The 24,869-nt window shown below is 37.8% G+C and carries 14 protein-coding genes, 1 tRNA gene and 3 pseudogenes; 12 read left to right on the forward strand and 6 right to left on the reverse strand.

All coding sequences use genetic code 11. The annotated features are described in order from the left end of the window. Nucleotides 1–71 precede the first annotated feature (71 nt). The gene (locus DYE31_RS01320) at nt 72–269 is read right to left on the reverse strand and encodes a hypothetical protein (RefSeq protein ID WP_015901447.1); all 198 of its coding nucleotides are present in this window, start codon (nt 267–269) and stop codon (nt 72–74) included. A 337-nt stretch (nt 270–606) separates the two neighbouring features. Here DYE31_RS01320 and DYE31_RS01325 point away from each other — a divergent pair, with 337 nt between their 5' ends. Together DYE31_RS01325 and DYE31_RS01330 are read left to right on the forward strand one after the other, a co-directional pair. After that, entirely contained in the window at nt 607–1,914 is a 1,308-nt protein-coding gene (locus tag DYE31_RS01325) for an anaerobic C4-dicarboxylate transporter family protein (RefSeq protein WP_015901446.1), read from the forward strand. 306 nt (nt 1,915–2,220) lie between these two features. Next, nucleotides 2,221–2,949 carry a KxYKxGKxW signal peptide domain-containing protein gene (locus DYE31_RS01330; protein WP_015901445.1) on the forward strand — a complete coding sequence of 243 codons (729 nt, stop codon included), beginning with the start codon at nt 2,221–2,223 and terminating at the stop codon, nt 2,947–2,949. Nucleotides 2,950–3,023: 74 nt separating this feature from the next. On the opposite strand, the gene DYE31_RS12655 is transcribed toward DYE31_RS01330, so the two are convergent. Together DYE31_RS12655 and DYE31_RS01335 are read right to left on the reverse strand one after the other, a co-directional pair. Beyond that, nucleotides 3,024–3,194: a hypothetical protein gene (locus DYE31_RS12655; RefSeq protein ID WP_156768884.1), complete on the reverse strand. Its 171-nt coding sequence runs from the start codon at nt 3,192–3,194 to the stop codon at nt 3,024–3,026. 918 nt (nt 3,195–4,112) lie between these two features. Continuing rightward, on the reverse strand, nt 4,113–4,301 hold the full coding sequence (locus DYE31_RS01335) for a hypothetical protein (RefSeq protein ID WP_050731418.1): 189 nt from the start codon (nt 4,299–4,301) through the stop codon (nt 4,113–4,115). Between the two features lie 301 nt (nt 4,302–4,602). On the opposite strand from DYE31_RS01335, the pseudogene DYE31_RS13020 reads away from it, so the two are divergent. Continuing rightward, nucleotides 4,603–6,189, forward strand: a pseudogene (locus tag DYE31_RS13020) (adhesin); the annotation flags it as partial. 202 nt (nt 6,190–6,391) lie between these two features. On the opposite strand, the gene DYE31_RS13055 reads toward DYE31_RS13020, so the two are convergent. Continuing rightward, complete coding sequence (locus tag DYE31_RS13055; RefSeq protein WP_050731415.1) at nt 6,392–7,555, reverse strand: hypothetical protein; 1,164 nt, start codon at nt 7,553–7,555, stop codon at nt 6,392–6,394. A 51-nt stretch (nt 7,556–7,606) separates the two neighbouring features. After that, nucleotides 7,607–7,855, reverse strand: coding sequence for a hypothetical protein (locus tag DYE31_RS12665; RefSeq protein ID WP_050731414.1), 249 nt, complete (start codon nt 7,853–7,855; stop codon nt 7,607–7,609). On the opposite strand from DYE31_RS12665, the gene DYE31_RS01350 reads away from it, so the two are divergent. From DYE31_RS01350 to gtfB, 8 genes and pseudogenes are all read left to right on the forward strand, one after another. Continuing rightward, nucleotides 7,854–13,283: a hypothetical protein gene (locus tag DYE31_RS01350; RefSeq protein ID WP_050731413.1), complete on the forward strand. Its 5,430-nt coding sequence runs from the start codon at nt 7,854–7,856 to the stop codon at nt 13,281–13,283. The genes DYE31_RS12665 and DYE31_RS01350 overlap by 2 nt on opposite strands. A gap of 80 nt (nt 13,284–13,363) precedes the next feature. Beyond that, a pseudogene (secY2, locus tag DYE31_RS01355) lies at nt 13,364–14,575 on the forward strand (accessory Sec system protein translocase subunit SecY2). Nucleotides 14,576–14,590: 15 nt separating this feature from the next. Next, the gene (gene asp1, locus DYE31_RS01360; protein WP_015901441.1) at nt 14,591–16,141 is read left to right on the forward strand and encodes an accessory Sec system protein Asp1; all 1,551 of its coding nucleotides are present in this window, start codon (nt 14,591–14,593) and stop codon (nt 16,139–16,141) included. Next, a complete protein-coding gene (gene asp2 / locus DYE31_RS01365; protein WP_015901440.1) occupies nt 16,131–17,663 on the forward strand; it encodes an accessory Sec system protein Asp2 in 1,533 nt (510 codons plus the stop codon). The genes asp1 and asp2 overlap by 11 nt, the downstream gene beginning before the upstream one ends. A 5-nt stretch (nt 17,664–17,668) precedes the next feature. Further along, entirely contained in the window at nt 17,669–18,166 is a 498-nt protein-coding gene (asp3, locus tag DYE31_RS01370) for an accessory Sec system protein Asp3 (RefSeq protein ID WP_015901439.1), read from the forward strand. Nucleotide 18,167: 1 nt separating this feature from the next. Further along, nucleotides 18,168–20,558, forward strand: coding sequence for an accessory Sec system translocase SecA2 (gene secA2, locus DYE31_RS01375; protein ID WP_015901438.1), 2,391 nt, complete (start codon nt 18,168–18,170; stop codon nt 20,556–20,558). Nucleotides 20,559–20,574: 16 nt separating this feature from the next. Next, nucleotides 20,575–22,098 (forward strand): annotated as a pseudogene (gtfA, locus tag DYE31_RS01380) (accessory Sec system glycosyltransferase GtfA). Further along, a complete protein-coding gene (gene gtfB, locus DYE31_RS01385) occupies nt 22,091–23,443 on the forward strand; it encodes an accessory Sec system glycosylation chaperone GtfB (RefSeq protein ID WP_015901435.1) in 1,353 nt (450 codons plus the stop codon). Before gtfA ends, gtfB begins: the two are co-directional and overlap by 8 nt. A gap of 54 nt (nt 23,444–23,497) precedes the next feature. On the opposite strand, the gene DYE31_RS01390 is transcribed toward gtfB, so the two are convergent. Beyond that, nucleotides 23,498–24,523: a DNA-3-methyladenine glycosylase 2 gene (locus tag DYE31_RS01390; protein WP_015901434.1), complete on the reverse strand. Its 1,026-nt coding sequence runs from the start codon at nt 24,521–24,523 to the stop codon at nt 23,498–23,500. Between the two features lie 133 nt (nt 24,524–24,656). Here DYE31_RS01390 and DYE31_RS01395 point away from each other — a divergent pair. After that, nucleotides 24,657–24,746 (forward strand) — tRNA-Ser (locus tag DYE31_RS01395). Nucleotides 24,747–24,869: the final 123 nt, after the last annotated feature.

Consider the following 24,869-nt stretch of genomic DNA (forward strand, 5'->3'; position numbering starts at 1 on the left):
TTTACTGTATATTTTTTGAAAAGATGATTCTAAACAAAAATGAAATGTTTGAATTTAAAAGTGTTAGCATTTTACGATTTCTCTTCATTTAAAGCATATTCATATAGTTTAGTAATTGTCTTGAATTTAGCATCTTCTAAATTTGTACGCCCATTTCGTAAATCTTGTACGGTTTGATAAGGAATATTTGCGTTTTTAGAAATTTTATAGCCGCTTTCTTCATTAAACAGTTTTTCAATCTTATTTTTAATTGTTGTAATTTCACTCATTTGTCTTTTCCTTTCTTTAGGTTGTTTTTAAATTAATATAAACGTGATTAAAAATAACTTATTTAATAGCTACCCTAAGTGTGTAAAAATATAAACAAATGGATGATTAAAATTTTATTTTGCTAATTAAGAATTTCGTTTAGGATTAATATTTCAAACTTTTAAGTTAAAGCATATTTGAATGCATTTTTAGAAATTATGAATAAACGAAACAAAAATTGTTATGAAATAGTCGAATTTAGCAATAAAAATGCCATCCCGAAATTTCATGCATCGTGATAAACTAAAACATGGGAAATTTTTCACAAAGTTCAGAAGGGAAAAGTGAGGAGTCAACATGTTCCTATTTATTACGGAAATTACAATTATGGTACTCGCCATTATTATGGGGCTTAGAACTGCTGGCGCACTTGGATGCGGAATATTTGCTATTGTTGCCCAGCTGATTATGATATTTATTTTTGGTCTGCCGCCAGGATCTGCACCAGTAACAGCTGTATTGATTATTTTATATATTGGAATTGCAGGCGGTACATTACAAGCAACAGGCGGTATCGATTACCTTGTATATCTTGCTTCAAAAATAATTGAACGTTTTCCTAAAACGATTATTTTTATCGCACCGATGATCGTCTTCTTATTTGTATTCGGTATTGGGACAGCTAATATTGCATTATCATTAGAACCGATTATTGCCAAAACTGCGACGAAAGCAGGTATTCAACCGAAGCGTCCGCTGATTGCATCTGTATTAACAGCGAACTTAGCATTGCTATGCAGCCCGGCAGCCTCTGCGACTGCTTATATTATTGCGACACTTGCAGTAACAGGTATTACGATGGGTAAATATTTATCTATTGTTTTGCCGACCGCATTACTTAGTATGTTAGCACTTAGCCTTTATTGTACATTTGTTGGGCGTAAACGGAATGTACAACCTAGTGTATTTGCTGAAAATATATTAAGTGATTTAGAAGAAGAAATGATCAAACCACATTTTCCACGTCGAGTAAAATTGGGTGTCGCTGCATTTTTAACAGGTGTTGCTTGTATCTTAGTCTTTGGTATTTTCTCAAATCTCGTACCAACTTTTAATGTAGATGGAAAGACAATAAAATTACAAACTACAGATATTGTGCAGCTATTTATGTATGCTAGTGCAGCCGTTAACTTAGTGCTTGTTAAGCTTAATACAAGCGATATTTTATCTTCGCATATCACGCAATCTGCAATTGGCGCATTATTTGCAGTGCTTGGACCAGGTTGGCTCGGTGCGACAATATTCGGCGCACCACAAAACAAACATATTATGACACGAGAAATAGGCGGCATCATTGAACATGTACCTTGGCTAGTCATTATTTTAGTGTCACTTGTGACTATTATCGTTATTTCGCAATCAGCAACGGCTTCTATCATGTTGCCGATTCTGATGAGCATCGGTATTCCTCCAACCTTCTTTTTAGCAATGGTGCAGACTTTAAATGTTAATTTTGTCATACCTGCACAACCCACATTATTATTTGCAGTTGATCTTGATGAAACGAAGCAAACACGTGCAACTAGTTTTATTGTTCCAGGTTTCTTTGTCATCACAGTTTCGATTATAATTGGGTTTACAATCAAATCAATATTAGGACTTTAAGTGAATTTAAGTACAGATTGAAACATTTAAAAAGTGTGTTTCAGTCTGTATTTTTTAGTTTTTGGATATGTTTAAGTTTTAAGAAATGTGTAATATTTAATAATGCATGAGTATAAATTTAATACAATCATTCCTACTGCAACAGAATGGGAGTCATGTAATTTTAAAAATTAATTGTAATTTCGAAAGAAAATAGTTGTAAAATACATGGAATCGTTATATCTTTGTATGATGTATTAAAAAGGACGATGTTTAAAAACAGATAGTGCCTACGTATTATTAAGTAGAGATTGGGGAATGTGATGAATGTCTAAAAGAAATAAAAAATTGGAACAGAGCCTAAGTGAAGAGAAAGTAAGATTCAAGCTCTATAAAGCAGGTAAACACTGGATAAAAGCTGGATTAAAGGATATTGAGTTATTACGTATAATGGGGATGCCTTTTGGCCGTAAGACGATTGAAAAAGAACAAAAATTAGAAATTGATGTGGACACAACTGATGATTTGAAGAAAGACTTTATCAAAAAGTCTGCAATGGTCGGCAGTGCATTTGCAACAATGAATTTAATTGACGGACACCAAGCTTTTGCAGCTTCAGAAACACCAGTTACCTCTGAATTATCATCTTTTAGTGAAACAGTGGCAAATCAAAATTCAACAACCCTGACAAAGTCCTCTACAAGCACATCTAACACAAGTACAAGTATAGAAAGTTCAGAAAGTGAAACAACGAATACATCTAGTCAATCTGAAAACACAACAAATACAGAAAGCAGCAATTCTGAAAATGTTGAATCTACACATTCAGAAAGTGCGGCCTCAACTTCTGAAAGTAATCAATCTAAAGAAAATCAGTCGACAGAAGCCAGCTCATCCTCGCAATCTGCTTCAACAGATCAACAATCAGAAAGTACTTCTGAAAAAGCAAGCACTGCAGGAGATGCAAGTCAATCAGAAACAAGTATTGCAAAATCTGCTGCGATAAGTGGTTCTGACAGTGGAAAAGCAGATAGTTCAGAAAGCGGATCAAGCTAAACTACAAGTGAGTCAAGCGACAACAAGCAACAAAAGAATTCTGAAAATTTAACGACGGGTAGTTCGACAACTTCTCAAAGTGCGGATGCTAAAAAGGCAGAAACTTCCGCATCTGATAAAACATCCGGTGCAAAAAGTACAACTTCTGAAAGTACTTCGACTTCAGATAAAACAAGTACAACAAGCTCTGAAGATACAACAAAAGCAGATGCTGGAAGTGCACAAAGTACGACATTATCAAACAATGCTTCAAGTAGTGTGAATCAATCAACAAGTACAAGTACGAGTATGTCTAATTCACCATTACGCGTGAGAATGTTAGCAGCAGCACCACAAGTCACTACGATGGCAGCTGCTGCAACGACGACAACTTCAACTTATATCGGAACAGGTAAAGATAAAGTAAATAATGTGCCGATTTATTATTACGTAACCATTACAAACAATGGTAATAATACAGTGACATTTGTATATACTGTGACATACGATAATCCGAATACGGATGCTATTGAAGCACCAGCTTTAACTTCAAATACGGTAACTATGAATACATGGGGAACAGCGACAGTGCCAATGCTTACTTTAGGTTCAGGATATGGTACTCCATCAAGTGTACAATCAGGTCTATCTTCTTGGAAAGCGCCGACATCATTTGTAACGACCCCTGCGCCTAATACTAATCCAATGACAAAAATCGGTAATGGTTATGGTTGGCCATCTACGACAATTACATCTTTTAACGAAGGCAAAGGTTACGGAATCACCTCTACCTTCACTGTACCGATTACAAACCCTAAAGGTGATTTATCTTTTACATTCATTCCTTATGCTTCGCAAAATGATAGCAGTATAGGAAAAGTGAATTACTTTACGACTACAATTACAGGAAATGACCCAGTACAATCACAATCGATAAGTACATCTATAGTGCAATCAACAAGTACTTCAACTAGTACAAGCGCAACATCAGTATCAACATCGACAAGCTCAAGTATTATAGCGGATTCTCAATCCAAAAGCACCTCAGCTTCAACGAGCAGCAGTGTTGTAACTTCAACCAATACAAGTACATCTGATTCACAGTCAACTAGTGGTTCATTGAGTACTTCCATTCAACAGTCGACAAGTAACTCAGCTTCTGTATCAGATTCTACAGCAGCATCTCAATCATTGAGCAGCTCAAAAAGTGGATCTATAGCAGCATCAGAAGCAACTTCGACATCAACAAGTACATCATTAAGCAATTCAAACTCTGGCTCGTTAAGTACTTCGATTGCAGCAAGTACTTCAAATAGTACATCTAATAGTGCATCACTAGCATCATCAGAATCACAATCAACAAGTACATCCAATGCGGCAAGTCAGTCTTTATCAACATCAGGTTCATTGAGTAGTTCAACAAGTACATCCAATGCGAATTCACTATCAACTTCAACATCAGCAAGTGAAGCAGCGAGTACTTCTAAGAGCAATTCAGTATCAGCAAGTAACTCAGCTTCTGAAAGTGATTCGATTTCTAAAGCAAATTCAATTTCAGCATCGCAATCAGCAAGCAGTTCATTGAGTACATCTGAACAAACATCAACATCAGCATCCACATCAGAAAGCACATCAATAAGCACTTCGAAATCAGCATCATTAAGTGGATCTTTATCAGCAAGTACATCAACAAGTACTTCAGATAGTGAAGTCACTTCAGCTTCAACTTCGACATCTAAAAGTGATTCTGTTGTTGAATCAAACTCGATTTCAACATCACAATCCTTAAGCAGTGCAGCAAGTACATCACTAAGTGAATCAACATCATCTTCATTATCAGGCAGCACATCAACAAGTACATCAGAGTCAGAAGCAGCAAGTACATCGCTTTCTACCAATATTTCAAATAGTACTTCGACGAGTCTTTCACAATCAATCAGTACATCAGATAGTACAGCAGCATCACAATCAAAAAGCACATCTGAACAAACATCTCTATCTGCTTCAACTTCAGAAAGTGTTTCGACAAGCACTTCGAAATCACAATCGTTAAGTGACTCAATTGCGACAAGTACATCAGCAAGTACTTCAACAAGTGATTCGGATTCTGCTTCACAGTCAACAAGCAGTTCATTAAGTACAGTTGAATCGACTTCTGAAAGCAGTTCACTATCAGCGAGTCTTTCTGAATCATTACGCAGTACATCAGAAAGTACGTCAACATCATTAAGCGACTCTAGCTCGCTAAGCAGTTCTTTATCGTTAAGCAGCTCACTTTCAACAGCGGCTTCAACAAGTGCTTCAGAATCATTAAGTGAGAGTTTAAGCGCATCAGTAAGTACGTCAACATCTAAAAGTGCAAGCAACAGTGCTTCATTAAGTGAGTCAAGTTCAATCAGTGCAGCATCATCTCAATCATTGAGTACCAGCTTATCATCAAGCGCTTCAGCATCTTTAAGCGACTCAATTGCGACAAGTACAAGTATCTCAAATAGTACTTCGGCTTCTCAAAGTATTGCAGCTTCAACAAGTGTGAGCACATCAGAAAGTACAACAGCTTCAACAAGTACTTCTGGATCATTAAGCACGAGCACTTCATCTAGTCTAGTAGAATCGGAAAGTGAATCAGACTCTATCAGTGCGAGTACATCAGAAAGTACAGCAGCTTCATCGAGTGAATCAGGGTCAATCAGCAGTAGTACGTCTGAAAGCACATCGCTTTCAACAAGTTCATCGGATTCTGTAAAAGAAAGTACTTCTTTAAGTACATCTGGTTCGACAAGCACTTCAACATCGATTAGTTCGAGTACATCTTCAAGTCTTTCAGATTCATTAAGAGAATCAACTGAAATCAGTATGAGTACTTCAACAAGCAACTCAGACTCTATGAGTGAATCAACATCATTGAGTGATAGTAAATCGACAAGTATTTCTGGTTCAGAAAGTACATCCGATTCAGTTAGCAAAAGTACATCATTAAGTACTGCAGAATCAGTAAGTGAGTCAAGTTCAATCAGTGATAGTAAAGCTGCAAGCACTTCAATTTCAACAAGTGCTTCAGAAGCAACAAGCTCAAGTCTTTCAACAAGTGCTTCATCAAGTACTTCGATTTCAGAAAGTACATCAGACTCTATCAATACAAGTACATCAGAAAGCAGCAGCAACTCGATTGCGGCATCAAATTCAATCAGTACGAGTACTTCAGAGAGCCTTGCAGCATCAGAAAGTGAATCTGATTCATTAAGTACGTCAATGTCAGAGAGCAAGTCTGGATCATTGAGTGAATCGAATTCTATTAGTACCAGTACATCAGAAAGCATGTCGGCTTCAACAAGTACTTCTAATGTGTTAAGTGAACAGGCATCAGAAAGTGCATCAGTTTCAGACAGTAATTCAATGTCTGCAAGTACGAGCACTTCATTGAGCACTGTAGCTTCAACAAGCAAATCTGAGTCTATTAGTACTAGCAGTTCAAACAGCGCATCAGCTTCAGTGAGTGAAGCGAAGCGGCTTCAGTGAGTACAAGTACATCAGAAAGTACAGCTTCATCAGTGAGCAAGTCAGAATCATTGAGCGGCAGCGTTTCGGGAAGTACATCAACATCATTAAGTGATTCAAGTTCATTAAGTACAAAATTATCCGAAAGTGCATCTGATTCAATGAGTGAATCAGAATCAGTCGCTGCAAGCACTTCAACAAGTGATGCGAACTCACAAAGTTTATCGACATCATTGAGCGGCAGCATTTCAGCAAGTACATCGACATCAATCAACGACTCGATATCAGCGAGCACAAGCAAGTCAACAAGTGTCGCAGCATCGGAAAGCTTATCTGATTCATATAGCGAAAGCAGTTCGCAAAGTGCTTCAGCCTCTGAGAGTGCATCAGTTTCAGACAGTAATTCAATGTCTGCAAGTACGAGCACTTCAACAAGCGAAGCGGATTCAACAAGCAAATCCACATCATTGAGCGGCAGTATTTCAGCAAGTACATCGACATCAATCAGCGACTCGATTTCAGCGAGCACAAGCAAGTCAACAAGTGTGGCAGCATCGGAAAGCTTATCTGATTCATATAGCGAAAGCAGTTCGCAAAGTGCTTCAGCCTCTGAGAGTGCATCAGAGGCAGTCTCAACAAGCACTTCAACAAGCGAAGCGGATTCAACAAGCAAATCCACATCATTGAGCGGCAGTATTTCAGCAAGTACATCAACGTCAATCAGTGACTCAGTTGTCGCAAGCACAAACAAGTCAGAAAGCCTATCAGTATCTGAAAGCACATCAGATTCAGTTATTGCGAGTGCATCATTAAGTACAACAGATTCAACAAGTACATCATCATCTATTTCAACACGTAATTCTGAGAGTGAAACAACGTCAATCAGTGATTCCGATTCATTGAGCAACCAACTTTCAATAAGTGAGTCAACATCAATGAGTACATCTGACTCTATAAATACAAGCACATCTGAAAGCACTAGCTTATCGGTTGCGACAAGTGAAAGTATTTCATCAAGTATGTCTGATTCAGCGAGTGTATCTGATTCAATACGTACGAGTCTTTCAACAAGCACATCAGATTCACTTGATAATTCAGCATCTCTTAGCTCAAGTTTGTCAGAAAGCACTTCAAATTCAGCAAGTCTATCTGAATCATTGAGTGACAGTTTATCAATAAGTCAAGCAAACTCAGGATCAGAGAGTCTTAATGAATCAGAAAGTGAGTCAGCATCAATCAGTGCATCAGGTTCAACGAGTGCCAGTGCATCTGAAAGTGTAGTGAACTCAGCAAGTACATCAACATCAATAGAACAAAGTACATCATTAAGCAACTCCATTTCAGCAAGCACATCTAGTTCTATTGAAAAGAGCACATCAGAAAGTACAGCTATTTCCGAAAGTACGTCAAACTCAGAAAGTTTAAGCATGGAAGAAAGCGCATCTATTGCTGCAAGTCAGTCAGTATCAACGAGTGACAGTGCAAAAGAAAGTACATCTATTTCAACTAGACTTTCTGATTCGACAAGCGCGAGTATTGCAACGAGTGATGCGAACTCAGAAAGCTTATCGACATCAATGAGCAACAGTGCAGTATTAAGCGAATCGCAATCAGCAAGCCTGTCAACATCGACAAGCAAGAGCACTTCGGCTAGTACAGCTGTTTCAGAAAGTCATTCAACATCGGACAGTGTCAGTGAAGCAGATAGCAACTCACTCGCAATCAGTCTTTCAGAATCAACAAGCGAAAGTATAGAAGCGAGCGCATCGAATTCAGAGAGTATGGCAGCATCGATAAGCAATAGTATAGTCGCAAGCGAATCACTATCAGGCAGTTTATCTACATCGACAAGCAAGAGCACATCAGACAGTACAGTGGTTTCAGAAAGTCACTCTGCTTCAGACAGTTATAGTGAATCAAACAGTCTTTCATTAGCTAACAGCGTTTCGAAATCAACAAGCGAAAGTATAGAAGCGAGCGCATCGAATTCAGAGAGTATGGCAGCATCGACAAGCAGCAGTACAGCAATCAGCGAATCACTATCAGGCAGTCTATCTACATCGACAAGAAAGAGTACGTCAGACAGCACAGTAGTTTCGGAAAGCCATTCAGCATCGGATAGTGCCAGCGAAGCAGATAGTTTATCACTAGCTGACAGCATTTCAGAGTCAACAAGCGAAAGTGTAGAAGCGAGCGCATCGAACTCAGAAAGTATGGCAATATCGACAAGCAATAGTATAGTCGTAAGCGAATCGTTATCAGGCAGTCTATCTACATCGACAAGCAAGAGCACATCAGACAGTACAGTGGTTTCGGAAAGCCATTCAGCTTCAGACAGTGTCAGTGAAGCAGACAGCAACTCACTTGCAACAAGTCTTTCAGAATCGACAAGTCAAAGTGTAGAAGCGAGCAATTCTAACTCAGCAAGCTTGTCTGCTTCAATGAGCGACAGCACAGTTGTCAGTGAGTCGCGTTCAACAAGCTTATCGCAATCAGAGAGTACAAGTACTTCAGAAAGTGATTCGAATGTGATCAGTACATCACAATCAAGTAGCTCAAGTATTTTAGAGAGCGCATCTCAGTCGACTAGTTTAGCTGAGTCAATGAGCAACAGTACAGAAACAAGTAATTCGCGCTCAATCAGTCTTTCTGAATCACAAAGTGGAAGTGAAGCGGAAAGTACAACAGAATCAATGAGCGTTTCTGAATCATTAAGTGCAAGTACATCATTAAGCGAAGCGAACTCAACCAGTGCATCAGATTCAGCAGTTGCAAGTACCTCGTTAAGTGAATCAAGTTCAACAAGTTTGGCGGATTCAATGAATGCAAGTACTTCGACAAGCAGTATCAATTCAGAAAGCTTATCTACATCATTAAGCACAAGTACAGCTGCGAGTGATTCAAGTTCAGTAAGTCTATCAGAATCGATCAGTGCAAGTACTTCAGATAGTACAGCTGAATCAAACAGTATTTCTGCTTCTTCAAGTGAATCAGATGTAGCAAGTGTTTCATTGAGCGAAGCACATTCAAACAGCCAGTCAGCATCTGCAAGTAGCAGTGCTTCTGATAGTGAAGCGAATTCTGCAAGCACATCAGATTCATTAAGTATAAGTACAGCAGCCAGCGAGTCGCGTTCAGCAAGTCTTTCAGATTCTATGGAAGTCAGCACTTCAGAAAGTACATCAACATCAGAAGCAACGTCAGATTCATTAAGTACGAGCACAGCAGCCAGCGAATCGCGCTCAATAAGCTTATCTAGTTCTATCAGTACAAGTACATCGTCAAGCGAAGAAGTATCGATGAGTATTTCTAAATCAATGAGTGCCAGTACTTCTGATAGTGAAGTAGAATCATTAAGCTTAGTGGATTCATTAAATGCAAGCACATCATTAAGTGAAGTTGCTTCAACAAGTCTATCTGACTCAACAGAAGCGAGTACCTCATTGAGTGAAAGTACATCAATGAGTCTTTCTAAATCAATAAGTGCCAGTACTTCATTAAGTGAATCAAGATCAGCGAGTCTTATAGATTCATTAACACAAAGCACATCCGTAAGCGAGGCAACTTCAGCAAGTTTATCGGATTCTAAATCAGAAAGTGCGTCGATTAGTATTGCACATTCAGAAAGTGCTTCTAATTCAATAAATGCAAGTGAATCAGAAAGTACGGCTTACTCAGATAGTCAATCAACTTCAGTCAGTGCCAGTACTTCATTAAGTGAAGTTGCTTCAGAGAATGTTTCAACATCACAAAGTGCCAGCACTTCAGAAAGTACAGGACATTCTGTAAGTATTAGTGATAGTACTTCTATGAGTACATCATTAAGCGAAGATACGAGTACGTTACTGAGCAGCTCTACAGCATTCAGCGATAGTGCAAGTACATCACTCAGCACATCATTATCATCTAGCTTGTCAGATTCAACTGCTAGTGATTCTGTTTCAATGAGTGTAAGTACATCAGCCAGCGAGTCTAAATCAGCAAGTCTGGCAGATTCGACTGCAGCAAGCACATCATTAAGTGAAGCGGCTTCAACAAGCTTCTCTGATTCTGCAAGTACTAGTATTGCAACAAGCACTTCTGAATCTACAAGTCATTCAGATTCATTGAGTGAAAGTACAAGCAGTTCGACAGCAGCAAGTGAAAGTACAAGCGGTTCATTGAGTCAATCATTGTCAGCTAGCACTTCAGTTTCAACAAGCGATTCTGAAGAAGTAAGCGAAAGTACATCAGCAAGCACATCAACATCAACTGACAACTCAACATCAGTGAGCAGCAGTTTAGCTGAAAGTACTTCAGTCTCAATCAATGATTCAACATCTGTCAGTGATTCAGCATCGTTGAGTACTGTTACATCAATCAGTGAATCAGAGGCTGTCAGCGAAAGTTTATCAGATAGCCGTTCATTATCAGTCGTCAATTCTGACTCAACAAGTACTAGTATTTCAACAAGTACTTCTATGTCACTCAATGAATCAACATCAGAAAGCGAAAGTATTTCAGCTAGTAAATCAACATCAATCGTAGACTCAGAATCAGAAAGTACAAGCATTGTAGCAAGTACTTCTTTATCAACGGCAGATTCAGCATCATTAAGCGATAGTACTTCAATAAGCGGCAGTGAATCTCTATCATCGAGTGAAAGCTTATCTGCAAGCTATGCAGCATCGACAAGCCTTTCAGAACAAGCAAGTGAAAGTCTTTCAGCAAGTCATGCGGCATCAGACAGTGTATCTCAATCATTAAGCACAAGCTTATCAGCGAGCCATTCAGAATCAGATAGTGCATCTGAATCGCTTAGCGAAAGTTTATCATCAAGTCATGCGGCATCAGATAGTAAGTCGATTTCAACAAGCAGCAGTCTATCAACAAGCTACTCTGGATCAATGAGTGATTCGTTATCAATCAGTACGAGCCTTTCAAATAGCTATTCAGGTTCAACAAGCGTATCTGGCGTGTTAAGCGACAGCTTGTCATCGAGCTACTCAGCATCAACAAGCGATTCAACATCTGTCAGTCAAAGCTTGTCATTAAGTGATGAAACATCACTCAGCAATGCTGAATCTGTTCAAGCAAGTCTTGTAGAAAGTCATTCGACAAAATATAGTGAGTCAGTTTCTATGAGTGAAAGTTTATCGATGAGTGATTCAAGTTCGGCAAGTACATCGGATCAACTTTCAAATAGTCTATCAGCAAGTGCATCTTTGAGTGATGTAGATTCGACAAGTCTGAATGATTATCAAAGTGCTTCTGCTTCAATCAGTACATCGTACTCAATCTACGAAAGCAGTGTGTTCAGTGAAATCAATTCACTTAGTCACTCAGCATCGACAAGTGCAAGTACGTCAGTAAGCGATAGAGATTCAATCAGTGATGCAGCATCATTAAGTGATAGTACGTCACTCAGCAACCTGAACTCAGATAGTACTTCAGCGTCGTTAAGTGCAAGCACGTCATTGACAAGTGTGAACTTAGCTAGCACATCAGATTCATTATCAGTAAGTGATTCAATGCGTAATGTGTATTCAATAAGTAATTCTGAATCAGTAAGTGCAAGCACTTCACTAAACGATATCAATTCGCTCAGCACATCGAATTCAGTTTCTGTAAGTACTTTGGAAAAAGATCTGAACCAAATCAGTAATTCGAACTCTGTTTCAGCAAGTACGTCACTTAGCAACTTGAATTTAATGAGCCAATCAGCTTCACTTAGCACGAGCACATCAATGCGTGAGTCATTATCAGCAAGTGGATCGGGTTCTGCAGATACAGATGTTTCAGTAAGTGCTTCAAGTTCTGAAAGTACTTCAGCATCATTAAGTACAAGTGCTTCAGATAGAGATTCGATTTCGATAAGTCAATCTGACTCATTAGCAGCAAGTACTTCTGTAAGCGATGCAAGTTCAATGAGTATGTCAGATTCTATGAGTTCTAGTACATCACTAAGTCTTTCAAACTCTGCAGATACTTCAACATCGATGAGTGATAGTGCTGAAACAAGTAATTCAAACTCAGTCAGTCAATCAAATGTATTATCAGAAAGTACATCAAGTTCTGAAAGTACTTCAACATCATTAAGTACGAGTGCCTCAGACAGCACTTCAAATTCAGAAAGCAAGTCAGCATCATTAAGTACAAGCACTTCAGAAAGTACATCAAGTTCTGAAAGTACTTCAGAATCAGTAAGTATCAGTGCATCATTGAGCGGTTCAAGTTCTGTTATAGCATCAGAATCGTTAAGCACATTAGATTCAGAAAGCAGTTCGCATTCAATGAGTACATCCATCAGTGACTCAGAATCATCAAGCGTGTCAGACTCAATCAGTAATTCGAACAGTACACCGCCATCAGAAAGTACATCCGGCAGCAATAGCGGTTCAGTAAGCTTGCCGCCGTCAGAAAGCACATCAACATCAGTATCGGAAAGTATTGTGTCGTCAAACAGTACTTCAACATCAATGAGTGAAAGTGCATCGATGGAAACAGTATCATCAGCAAGTACTTCAACGTCTATCAGTACTTCTGAATCTATCAGTAACTCAGAATTCGCAAGCAGTTCAATGTCACAAAGTGTGTCGACTGAAATGCATACGTCAAACAGCGAAATGGTTTCGACTTCAGTAGTAAGTCATAGCCAGTCTGTGACATCAGACCAAGCTTCAACGAATACAGTACAGCCTGATAATCAGAACTCAGAACAAGCAGCATCTCAAGATAAAGTTAATCAATTACCGGATACGGGTAATAATGAGAATAATAGAAGAGGTCTCATCCCAGCAATAGCCGCAATGTTAGCGGGTCTTGGTTTCTTAAAAAGAAAGAAAAAAGACAACAAAGAAAATAAAGATGAGGAATAATAAATAAAGGTTAAGGTCTCCCAGCACGATAATGCTGTGTTGGGGCCTTGCCTTAATTTTTTAAATAAAAGAGGATTAACATGAAAAAATATCTCAAAGATTATGAATATAAAATTTTATATAAGCGCATTATTTTTACATGTTGGATTCTGTTGATATACATATTCGGTACACACATCCCAGCTATTACAACAGTGCGTACCTACACGGCAATCAGTAATTTTTATAAAATGACAGCCGCAAATGTCGGAGGAGATTATCAGGCACTTAATGTATTCTCACTCGGCTTAGGTCCGTGGCTGACTGCCATGATATTTATGACGCTGTTTTACTATCGGGATTCAGACCGTATGATGAAACAAACACGTCGAGAAAAAAGTACGAAAGAAAGAATATTTACGCTGATTTTAGCTTTAATTCAAGCATACTTCGTCGTTTTTACACTGCTTTCACATGTCAAAATTGACCACAGTGAAAAATGGCTGATTATTTTGGTATTGGTCACAGGGGCGATGATACTGGTCTGGTTGTCAGATTTAAATATGAGATTCGGTATTGCAGGACCTATGCCGATTGTCATGATTAGTATTATACGTTCTATCATGAGACAGAATGTGGCACTTTCAGAATTAGGACCGACATTATTAATTTCGGCGGCACTTGTGCTGATTATTATTTTATTAGTGCTGATTTTTATTGAAATTACAGAGTATCGTTTGCCTTATTTAGATGTAATGGATGTTTCATCAAGACGAGAACATACTTATCTCGCATGGAAATTGAACCCAGGCGGCAGTATTGCGATTATGATCAGTTTTGCGGCGTTCTTTGTGTTGAACAGTGCAGTTAATTTAATCGTTCAATTCTTCAATTCAAAAAACAATGGCGTGCTTAACTTTTTAGATTTTTCTACGCCTATAGGTATTACCATCTTTTTGATACTGCAGCTTGTGCTCAGTTACGGGATTTCTCGCTTGATACTTGATCCTAAACGTAAAGCCAAAGACTTTAAAAAGAATGGCGATTTCTTCCCTGGCGTAGAACCTGGAAAACCAACCTATCACTACTTGATTCATAAAGCACGACGCATCAGTTGGATTGGGGCGTTTATCGTGACGATTATTATTGGAATTCCATTATATGCGACATTGCTGATTCCGCAATTTTCTAAAGAAATTTATCTATCAGTATAAATTATTGTATTAGTTTATATCAGTTTGAATATTGTAGAGACAGTCAAAACGTATTTATATTTCGATCAGTATAAAAGTTTCTTAAACCGTTATTGGTAAGAAAGAGGGGCTAGCGTGAAATATTTAATTCCAGCTTGGTATAACGAAGGCAATTGGTGGCGTGATAAAGCGGTACCGTTCTATGAAACACATTTAACAACAGAATTTGATGATATGATCAGTCTCGGAAATATGTTTGAAAAACATGAAGAATCTTTTGAACTTATTTGTTTGAATTATCATTCTCAGCTCCGCAATTTTTTATATCGCAATGGTCTTTTTGAAGCTTCTTATTGGTCAGTATTTGATGCGATACAAGGTTTTGAACAAGCTACACCGCAACCGATAGATTATCGAGATTTGTATTGGCCGGAAGGTACAGAATTTATTTATACACCTTATATTGTCAAAGCTTATACCGGTACACATACATCTTCTAATATTTATATGAGTCAAGAAGGTTATATGACATGGGTTGAAGATTATCGGGATGAAAAAATTGAAAAAAGATATGTATTTGATGATCGCGGTTTTCTTTCCAGCGTGACATTTTTCAATGAAAACAAACAACCTGAGAAAATTGCGTATTTGAAGCGTGAAGGTAAAACAGTAATAGAAGAATATTTAGAAACTGGAGAAGTCGAAGTGAGTGAAGCTTTTCGTCACCATTTCAAGCAGTCGGAATATATTTCGATGAAAGAAGTGATTCAAGAATATTTAGCGACTAATATTGAAAAGCATCAAAGCAGTCAAAATGCTTATATCGCAGCTTCTGATTCAAGACATAATGCATTGTTGACTGAAGTCATTGAGGGCAAGCAATTAACATTTTCTCTTTTCAGCCGAAGACAACCTGAACTGAGTCATTCTGACTTAAACACTATCAGTGCAGCTCGACATTGGCTGATAGATTCACAAGCACAAGAAAACAAACTCAAACAATACAAAGAAGAAGCGAATCTGACGGTCGATATGATGCATCACACACCGTTTCCAGCTCAGATACTGCCGAATTTAAGCAGTCAATTGCATGAAACGGAAATCGGTTTAATGATTGATGGCTTATCGCTTGAAGCAGTGAATGAACAATTAGATGTCTTAATTCCTTATGTCCAACAAGGAGAAGACTTGCGCTTAGTACTTTTGACACGCCACTCACGCTCACAACGTGCAGAAGCATTAAAAGGGCGAATTGATGAAGTAAATGAACAATTTGCGAAAGCACAACCTGGTTATTTATTGATGGATGAAGCACAAATTGCTGAATTAAAATTGGTTCGTTTCGAATTTATTCCATTTGAAGCAGATATTGTAAAACTCATTTCAACACTACGTATTATGATTGATTTGAACACAGAACCAGACTTGTTTTTACAAATCAGCAGTATCAGTGCAGGTATTCCCCAAATTAACCGTTATCATACAGAATATATGAAAGATAGGGCCAATGGATTGTTAGTTACTGCTGACTCTGAACTCCCCCAAGCCCTTGATACATTTCTTATCGGCTTGAAGAACTGGAACTTTGCTTTTGCTTATTCAGTTCAACTGGTAGAAGCGTATTCTTCTGAAAAACTGGTCAAACAACTTAATCGATTTATAGAAGGTGAAACATATGGCACGTAAATTCAGAGCACTCCAAATCGGTCCGATTAACTATGAAGAGGCATTTGAATCACAAAGTGAAATAGATTGGCACTATATCAATCCAGAAGAGATTGAGCGTGATTTTGAAACACTTTATCAAGAGATACAAGCAGAAAAGGCATTTGAATTTATCCTGATTCAAACAGCGTTTTCTGAGAAACTGGCAGCTTTGTTAGAAATATTGAGTGAACCTTTTAATACTTATGTTGAAAGTCCTTATTGGGAAGATAAATTTGAGCAGTTCAGTGCTGAAAGAAAGTATTTTTACAGGGCAGTGATAGGGGAAACAAAAGCAGATTTAATTGATAAAATTAAAACAATCGGATTCTCTGGTCAATACGGAGATAAAGTCAGTACGATAGATGCTTTAGTCAATCCGGCATTTACAGGAACGATGCAGTATAACGGCAATGTTAATGTTGAGTTAGAAGGAGACTATGGAGAAGTATTTACACCGCTCATCCATTGGAAAACGATTTTGACTGCCAATAAAAATAAAGCCAATGATATTTGGCCGGAATTTGAAATTGAAGGGGATGTTGAGCTGCAATATACTTTCAGAGTCGGTGATAACAGTGCTGTTGATCGTATTTTAGAAACACACACATTCACACAAGATGACTTAACAGAACCTATCACCATTCAAAAACAACCTATCAACTGTTATATTGCGGTATCTATTAAAGCGAAAGGATCAGGTAAAGTTAAAATCGGTCCGGTACATAAACGCTGGTCACGTTTAGATTTCGGAGATTTTATACTAGGCGGGCATCGTTTTACAGATGCACATCGCAATGAATTTATTTATTATTTCAATCCCGGAGATTTAAAGCCGCCGTTAAATGTATATTTTAGCGGTTACCGTCCCGCAGAAGGATTTGAAGCCTTTTTCATGATGAAAAAAATGGGTGCACCTTTCTTGTTATTCGGTGACCCGAGACTTGAAGGCGGTGCTTTTTATGCGGGGTCTGAAGAATATGAAACAGCAATTACACAAACGATTAAAGATACGTTAGCTGAGTTGAATTTTTCAGATCGAGATTTAATCATGTCAGGATTATCAATGGGGTCATTCGGGGCATTGTATTATAGTGGTAAATTAAAACCTAAAGCGATTATTGTAGGTAAACCGCTCGTTAATATGGGAACGATAGCTGCTAATATGCGTTTAGTACGGCCGAATGACTTTGGGACAATGCTCGATATCTTATTGAAAAATGAGCATTCGAACGAAGAAATCGCAATTCAGCACCTCAATGACAAGTTTTGGAAATATATGAAAAACAATGATTTAACAGATACAACATTTGCGATTTCGTATATGGAACATGATGACTATGATCCGCGTGCACATGATGATTTAGTAAACTATTTTGGTAAACAGAAGGTGAAAATTATCAGTCGCGGTATTCCAGGGCGGCATAATGATGATACTCCAACCATCGCGAACTGGTTTACGAACTTCTATAATATTATGCTCAGAAATGAGTTTGGGAGATAGATAGTATGGCAGATGCACAACATTTTAATGTTTATTGGCGACAAATCAATCAGTCCACTTTTATGTACGGCGCAAGACTGCAATTTAAGTCTGGCGGTGCTTTATATTATAATCGCTTGATGCCTTCAGGTACTGTGATTCATGAATGGTATATGCATACGAACTTTTATACTGATCGTGCATTTCCGACACTCCCTTTTTTGAAAAAAGGTGTCACGTATCATTTTAAATTTCATGTGACTTCAACACCTGCAAATACAATTTACTTTAAAATCATCTTTTTAAAAAGAAACGGTACAGAAGCGGCATCATATATTGCGAAAGACTATGAAATAGATATAGAGATGCCAGAAGATGCATACGAATACCAAGTGCAAATGGTTAATGCGGCGATGGAATCACTGCATTTCAAACGTATAGAGATTATTCCAGAAGAAAAAGTAGCAGCAGCATCTCATCCTGCCGATACTTTAGAAGCACTTCGCCAAAAGGGAGGTGGCTGAGATGGCTAATATGATGCAGCAAACGATTAACCGCATGCGGTTGCGCTCTTTAGAAAGAACATTACGCAAAATTAACCAGTTGAGTGACACAATGGCTGAAAAAACAGATGCTGAATTGCAGAAACAAACTGTTGTTTTTAAAGCAGCATTAAAGAATGGAAAGTCTTTAGATGATATTTTACCGCAAGCTTATGCGACAGCACGAGAAGCCAGCAAACGTGTGCTTGGTATGTATCCAAAAGATGTGCAAGTGCTCGGTGCTATTGTCTTGCATGAAGGTAATATCGCAGAAATGCAGACTGGAGAAGGTAAAACACTGACAGCGACATTACCGTTATATTTAAATGCTTTAAGTGGGCACGGTGCTTTTCTAGTTACCACCAATGATTATTTAGCAGAACGCGATTATGAAGAAATGCGTCCTTTGTATGAATGGCTGGGTTTAACTACTTCTTTAGGTTTTATCGGAGATCCTGATTATGAATACCAGCCTGGAGAGAAACAAGCGATTTATAAAGCAGATATTATTTATACGACAAATGGCCGTTTAGGTTTTGATTATTTAATCGATAACTTGGCTGATTCATTAGAAGGAAAATTTATGCCGGATTTGAATTACGCATTGATTGATGAAATTGATTCTATTATTTTAGATGCTGCACAAACACCACTGGTGATTTCTGGCGCACCGCGTGTACAATCTAATTTATTTGAAATTACGAAGCAATTTGTACAAACGCTGGAAAAAGAACGCGACTTTAAAATTGATGAACGTAAGAAGGAAGTGTGGCTGACTTCAAGAGGTATCAAAGCAACACGAGAATATTTCAATGTACCGGATTTATTTGAAACGCGCCATTTAGATTTAGTGCGCAATATTAATTTAGCATTGCGTGCACGTTATTTGTTTGAAGTGGATATCGATTATTATGTCTTAAAAGGTGAAATTGTATTAATCGATCGTATTACAGGACGCTTATTGCCAGGAACAAAATTACAATCAGGCCTGCATCAAGCGATTGAAGCTAAAGAAGATATTGAGATTACCAATGACATGAGTATTATGGCAACGATTACGTTCCAAAATTTATTCAAGCAATTCCATCAATTTGCAGGAATGACCGGTACGGCTAAACAAGGTGAAAAAGAGCTGAATGATTTATATAGTAAAATTGTAGTTCAAATTCCGACTGATAAACCTGTGCAGAGGGAAGATTATAAAGATAGAGTATTTATGACGATTGAAGATAAGAACAAGGCATTGATGCAACGGTTATTAGAGCTCTATCATTCTAAGAGGCCGGTGTTGTTGATTACACGAACAGCTGAAGCGGCTGAACAATTTTCGATGTTTCTTTTTCAAAACAACATCCCAAATAATTTGCTGATTGCACAAAATGCAGCAAAAGAAGCGCAGATGATTGCTGAAGCGGGACAACTCGGTGCAGTAACTGTGGCAACGAGTATGGCTGGGCGCGGTACGGATATAAAATTAGAAGAAGGTGTCGCTGAACTAGGAGGATTAGCGGTTTTAATTCATGAACATATGGATAACAGCCGTGTTGATCGCCAATTGCGCGGTCGTTCTGGTCGGCAAGGCGACCCAGGTTCATCGCAAATTTATATTTCACTTGAAGATTATGTCGTAAAACGTTGGGGCAATACCAATTTATTAGACAATGATAAGTTGAAGCAACAAGATGCATCAGAGCTAGAACAAAGCCCGCTCTTTCGACATAGAGTCAGCAAGATTGTACATAAAGCACAGCAGATTTCTGAAGAACAAGGTATCACAGCACGCGAGATGGCTAATGAATATGAAAAAAGCATCAGTATCCAACGAGGATTGATTTACAAAGAACGTAATAATGTACTGGCCCTTAATGATTTCAGCCAGTTCGATATAGGACGTATGGCAGAAGATGTATATCGTCAATTTGTTAAAGAACATTGGTACCAACTTGATGCTGATGTGTTGCGTTCTTATATTTACAAAAATGTCAGTTTTGATTTCAAAGGTGATGTTGAAGCAACAACATTGGAAAGTCAAGAGACTGTCATTGGATTTTTAGTGCGCTTATTTCAATCACAGAAGCGGAGAACTGCAGAAACTATCAATGATGCGGTAATGTATCATGAATTTTTACAGAAGTGTGTATTAAAGGCAATAGACCAAGGGTGGATTCGACAAGTAGACCATCTGCAGCAACTAAAAGGCAGTGTAAATAATCGTCAAAATGGACAACGAAATGCAATATTTGAATACCATCGTGCAGCTTTAGAATCATATGAAACGATGGGAGAAGAAATTAAACAAAATATGATTCGCAATATTAGCTTGAGTATGGTGACATTCGGCAAAGAAGATGAAATGATTATCCATTTTCCATAATTAGGGGGAAAGTAACGTGACAATTTACAATATTAATTTCGGTATTGGATGGGCGAGCAGTGGTGTTGAATATGCACAAGCCTATCGTGCCAAGCTCTTAAGAAATTTTAAGCATCCATTGAAATTTGTATTTATTGATTTGATTCAAAATGAAAATATTCAAACGTATACCGAAAATATGGGATTTCAAGATGATGAGGTCATTTGGTTGTATCAGTATTTTTCAGATATTCCTATTGCGCCGACGACTTATACAGTTGATGATTTATTAGGCACTGTGAAAAACCAAGTATTGCGCACAGAACAAGCTGGTGCAGTGCGCCGCTTATTTATGCCGAGTGATCAAAACTTTATTACTTGTTATTTGAAAGATGCGGATAGTGATATCGTCAATCGTGCTGAATTTGTGGTGAATGGCAATTTGATACGTAAAGATTTCTATTCTTATACACGTATTTATTCTGAATTTTACGCTCCTTTTGAACAACGGGCTAAAGTCTATATGCGTCAGTTTTATAATCAAGATGGTTCGATTGCGTATCAAGAGTTTATTGATGGTGATCACCATATGTATAGTTTTAAAGATGCTAAGTTTTATAGTAAAGAAGCTTTTGTTGCTTATTTTATAGAACAATTAGCATTAACTTCAGATGATGTGGTGATTCTTGATCGTGCTTCTCATGAACTTCATATCGGCCAAGCTGTCTTGCAGCATAAAGGTGACAGTAAACTAGGAGTAGTTGTGCATGCAGAACACTATAGTTAAGGCAGCACAAATGAAGAAACGATTTTATGGAATAACTATTATGAGTATCAGTTTCGTAATGCACCTGAATTTGATTTCTTTATTACTGCAACGGATTTGCAGAATGAAATTTTAACCAAGCAGATGCAACAATATCAAAATCACACACCCCATATTCATACGATACCTGTCGGCAGCTTGCATGAGTTGAGTTATCCAGAAAAAGGAAAGACACGTCGTCCTTATTCAATTATCAGTGCCTCACGCTTAGCTTCAGAAAAGCATGTCGATTGGCTGATTCGCGGTGTTGTAAAAGCCAAAGCAGTGATTCCTGAAATTACATTTGATATTTATGGTGAAGGCGGAGAAAGAAATGCACTGCAAGATTTAATTCGTGAATTAGGTGCAGAAGATTATATTCATTTACATGGACATGTCAACTTAGCAAAAATCTATCCGCAATATGATTTGTTTGTATCAGGATCAACAAGTGAAGGTTTCGGTTTAACATTGATGGAAGCGATTGGTGCAGGCTTAGGCATGATTGGTTTTGATGTGAAATACGGTAATCCGACATTTATTGAACATGGTGAAAATGGTTATTTGATTCCTATTGATTTAAAACAAGATCGTTTAGATGAGATTACAGATAGAATTGCTGCACGTATTGTCGAGTATTTCCAAGGAAATACTGAAGCTTTTCATAATAAATCTTATGAGATAGCAGAAGCATTTAAAACGGCGCATATTCAAGATAAATGGCGTAACTTGATAGGAGAGGTGCTTAATGATTAATCTATTTGAACGTTTTAATCAACCGACTGAAACATTGTATTTTTCAATGATGGAAGCTGGATTGGATCATCTGACAGTTGTATTAAATGATGATGGGTTCTTACCAGAAGCAGTGACTTCGCCTTATCGTTTTTTTGCAGAGAATGAAATTAAAGACAACGACCATGCCTTGTATTTTAATGAGATTGAAGTGCCGCGATTTTGGAATATCGAAGGCGATAACAATCAAGCAGTCATTAAAGATATGGGGCAAGTGCGCGGAAAGATTCACTATCAGCCGAATTATAAACAGCGTATCGTCAGCAGTGTAGAGTGGTTAGATCCACAAGGGTTTGTCCGGTACCGGGATCATTATGACCAATTCGGCATATGTTTTGCACAGACAACCTATGATTTACGCGGTGTTGCTATTTTTAAGGAATATTTCACGCGTGAAGGTGAACCTTTAATATATGTGAATTACACGACATCGAATTATGTGCTGACATGGCATGGAAAAGACTATTTCTTTGAAACAGAAGTAGATTTTATTGTGTTTTATTTAGAAGTCATGGGTATTGATTTGGATAGTTTTGTGATTAATCATCTTGGTACACCTTTATCAGTCGTTTATAATTTAAACACTGAAGGTCATGATTATGTCGTTTGGCAAGAACATATCGATGTGAATACTGCATTGCCAGGTAATATGCAATTGATACTCAATGAAAAAGGTATCAATCGTTCGTTGCGTGATTTTACATTGATTGTGCCGGATCGCCATGAATATGATGAGATTGTTGGAAAAGTTGATAAGGATGCCAAACAGAAAGTGGAGTTAGGCGGTTATATTTATCCATTTACGCGCCGTAATCAGTTTACGCCTCATATATTGACAATGACCAATTCGGATCAAATTGAGAATTTAGAGGAACTGGTGAAATTAAGTCCTCATTTAAAATTCCATATTGGTGCTTTGACTGAAATGTCTTCTAAGTTGATGGCGATGGAGCGTTATGAGAATGTAAAACTCTATCCATCGATTGAACGAGAAACAGTGAAAAAGTTGTATGATGAGTGTGATATTTATTTAGATATCAATTCTGGTAATGAAATTTTAGATGCGGTTCGACGTGCTTTCTTAGCAGATATGCTGATTTTTGCATATGCGGAAACTGCGCATAATTTGAAGTATGTGTTGGACGGAGAAGATGGTGATGTTTTTAGAACTGCAGATTATCGTGAATTAATGCATAAATTACATCAGACTGTAGATAATCATGAAAAATGGCGCGATTTATTGAAACGACAAAAACAACAAGCTAATGCTGTAGATGTTGGAGCGTTTCGCCGACTATTTGAATAATGCAGAAAAGGCTCGAATCTTTGCGTTGGTGAAGACTCGAGCCTTTTTAATGATTTAATTGAGAGTGTTCCATAAATTGACGACTGCGTAGCTGCGAAGCGGATGCCATTTTTCTGCAACAGCTAGACGTGATTTTGGTGTTGTATCATTTGGCATTGCATTTTTAATTCCGATGTCTGTTTCTAGGAAACTATCAGTATAACCAAGTGCGCGCATGCCGATATATTGTGCTGTCCATTTACCGATTCCTTTGATTGCTAGTAGTCGGTTCATTTCAGATTCGGCAGTTTCCATCTGTGTATTATATCGATTGGAAGGAATGGATGATTCAACGCCGTGTACAACAGGATTTAATTGTACTTCTCCATTTACAATTGCTTCGGCTAAAGCAGCGATTGTATTGGAGCGACGTACTGTAACACCTAAAGGACCTAATAAATCTGAAATAGGGGTGTCGCAATGTGCTAAATACACAAACTTCTCTGGAATAGGGAACAATGTATCTAATCCTGCTATTTTAGTTTTAAAGGGTGTACCTAATGCATGAACGAGTCTGCCTGATATAGTTGTAGCTGCTTTAACCGTAATTTGTTGCCCTAATATTGCCCGCACACCTAACTCAAATCCATTAAATGCACCTGGTACACGTAATCCTTTGGTTATCCAATCTTCGTTGAGTGTCTTGTTGATGATTTCAGGATTGACCTCTAAATCAAAAAAATGACGTAGTTTCTGAATTATTTTGTTCCATTCATGTATTAAGCTTGCACTCATTTCTACCAGGAGCGCATTGTTTTTTGTATTGTTTTTTACCTTAAGCCAACCTTTTACAGCTCTTTTTGTAGCAGTATCTTTAAGTAAAACGGTACGCGCATAGTAATTATCTTGCACTATTTCAACTCTTGGAATAGCCCGTTTGCTTAAATAATCTATCATGGCTGTCCAAATATAAGGTGTTTGATAATATAAATTAAATTGTATTGATTGTTGATACCAGCTGTCATTAATGGAGCTGGTAAACCATGTGTCTTTATATAAATTTTCTTTGAATGTATGAATAAATAGTTGTTTGAATTCCATTGTTTCACTCCCTACTTATTTCATACCCGATTTAAGCAAACCCCTTGAAATCTTATATTAGAAATTTTATTGTAGAGTCTGTCAGTGATTAATCATCATCAATTTGCGAAAAGAAACACTGTCACAAGAGAATGGAGAAGTACCCAAGCATGGTTGAAGGGATCGGTCTCGAAAACCGACAGGAGCTTAACGGCTCGCGGGGGTTCAAATCCCTTCTTCTCCGTCAAATGAAGCACACTGATATAGAAGTCGGTGTGCTTTTTGCTTTTAAGATATTTAGTGAAAAAGACTTTTATTATCTGAAAAAACAGAAAATTAAATTGCCTTTATAAGCTAAATTTTTCTA

This window comes from Staphylococcus carnosus (assembly GCF_900458435.1).
Lineage (GTDB): Bacteria > Bacillota > Bacilli > Staphylococcales > Staphylococcaceae > Staphylococcus > Staphylococcus carnosus.

What these genes read in the sequence shown, in the direction of transcription:
- asp2 (WP_015901440.1), top strand. Translation starts at nt 16,131, where the DNA reads ATGGCACGTAAATTCAGAGCACTCCAAATCGGTCCGATTAACTATGAA.
- DYE31_RS01325 (WP_015901446.1), top strand. Translation starts at nt 607, where the DNA reads ATGTTCCTATTTATTACGGAAATTACAATTATGGTACTCGCCATTATT.
- DYE31_RS01390 (WP_015901434.1), bottom strand. Translation starts at nt 24,523, where the DNA reads ATGGAATTCAAACAACTATTTATTCATACATTCAAAGAAAATTTATAT.
- DYE31_RS01320 (WP_015901447.1), bottom strand. Translation starts at nt 269, where the DNA reads ATGAGTGAAATTACAACAATTAAAAATAAGATTGAAAAACTGTTTAAT.
- DYE31_RS01330 (WP_015901445.1), top strand. Translation starts at nt 2,221, where the DNA reads ATGTCTAAAAGAAATAAAAAATTGGAACAGAGCCTAAGTGAAGAGAAA.
- asp3 (WP_015901439.1), top strand. Translation starts at nt 17,669, where the DNA reads ATGGCAGATGCACAACATTTTAATGTTTATTGGCGACAAATCAATCAG.
- secA2 (WP_015901438.1), top strand. Translation starts at nt 18,168, where the DNA reads ATGGCTAATATGATGCAGCAAACGATTAACCGCATGCGGTTGCGCTCT.
- gtfB (WP_015901435.1), top strand. Translation starts at nt 22,091, where the DNA reads ATGATTAATCTATTTGAACGTTTTAATCAACCGACTGAAACATTGTAT.
- DYE31_RS01350 (WP_050731413.1), top strand. Translation starts at nt 7,854, where the DNA reads ATGGAAGAAAGCGCATCTATTGCTGCAAGTCAGTCAGTATCAACGAGT.
- DYE31_RS12665 (WP_050731414.1), bottom strand. Translation starts at nt 7,855, where the DNA reads ATGCTTAAACTTTCTGAGTTTGACGTACTTTCGGAAATAGCTGTACTT.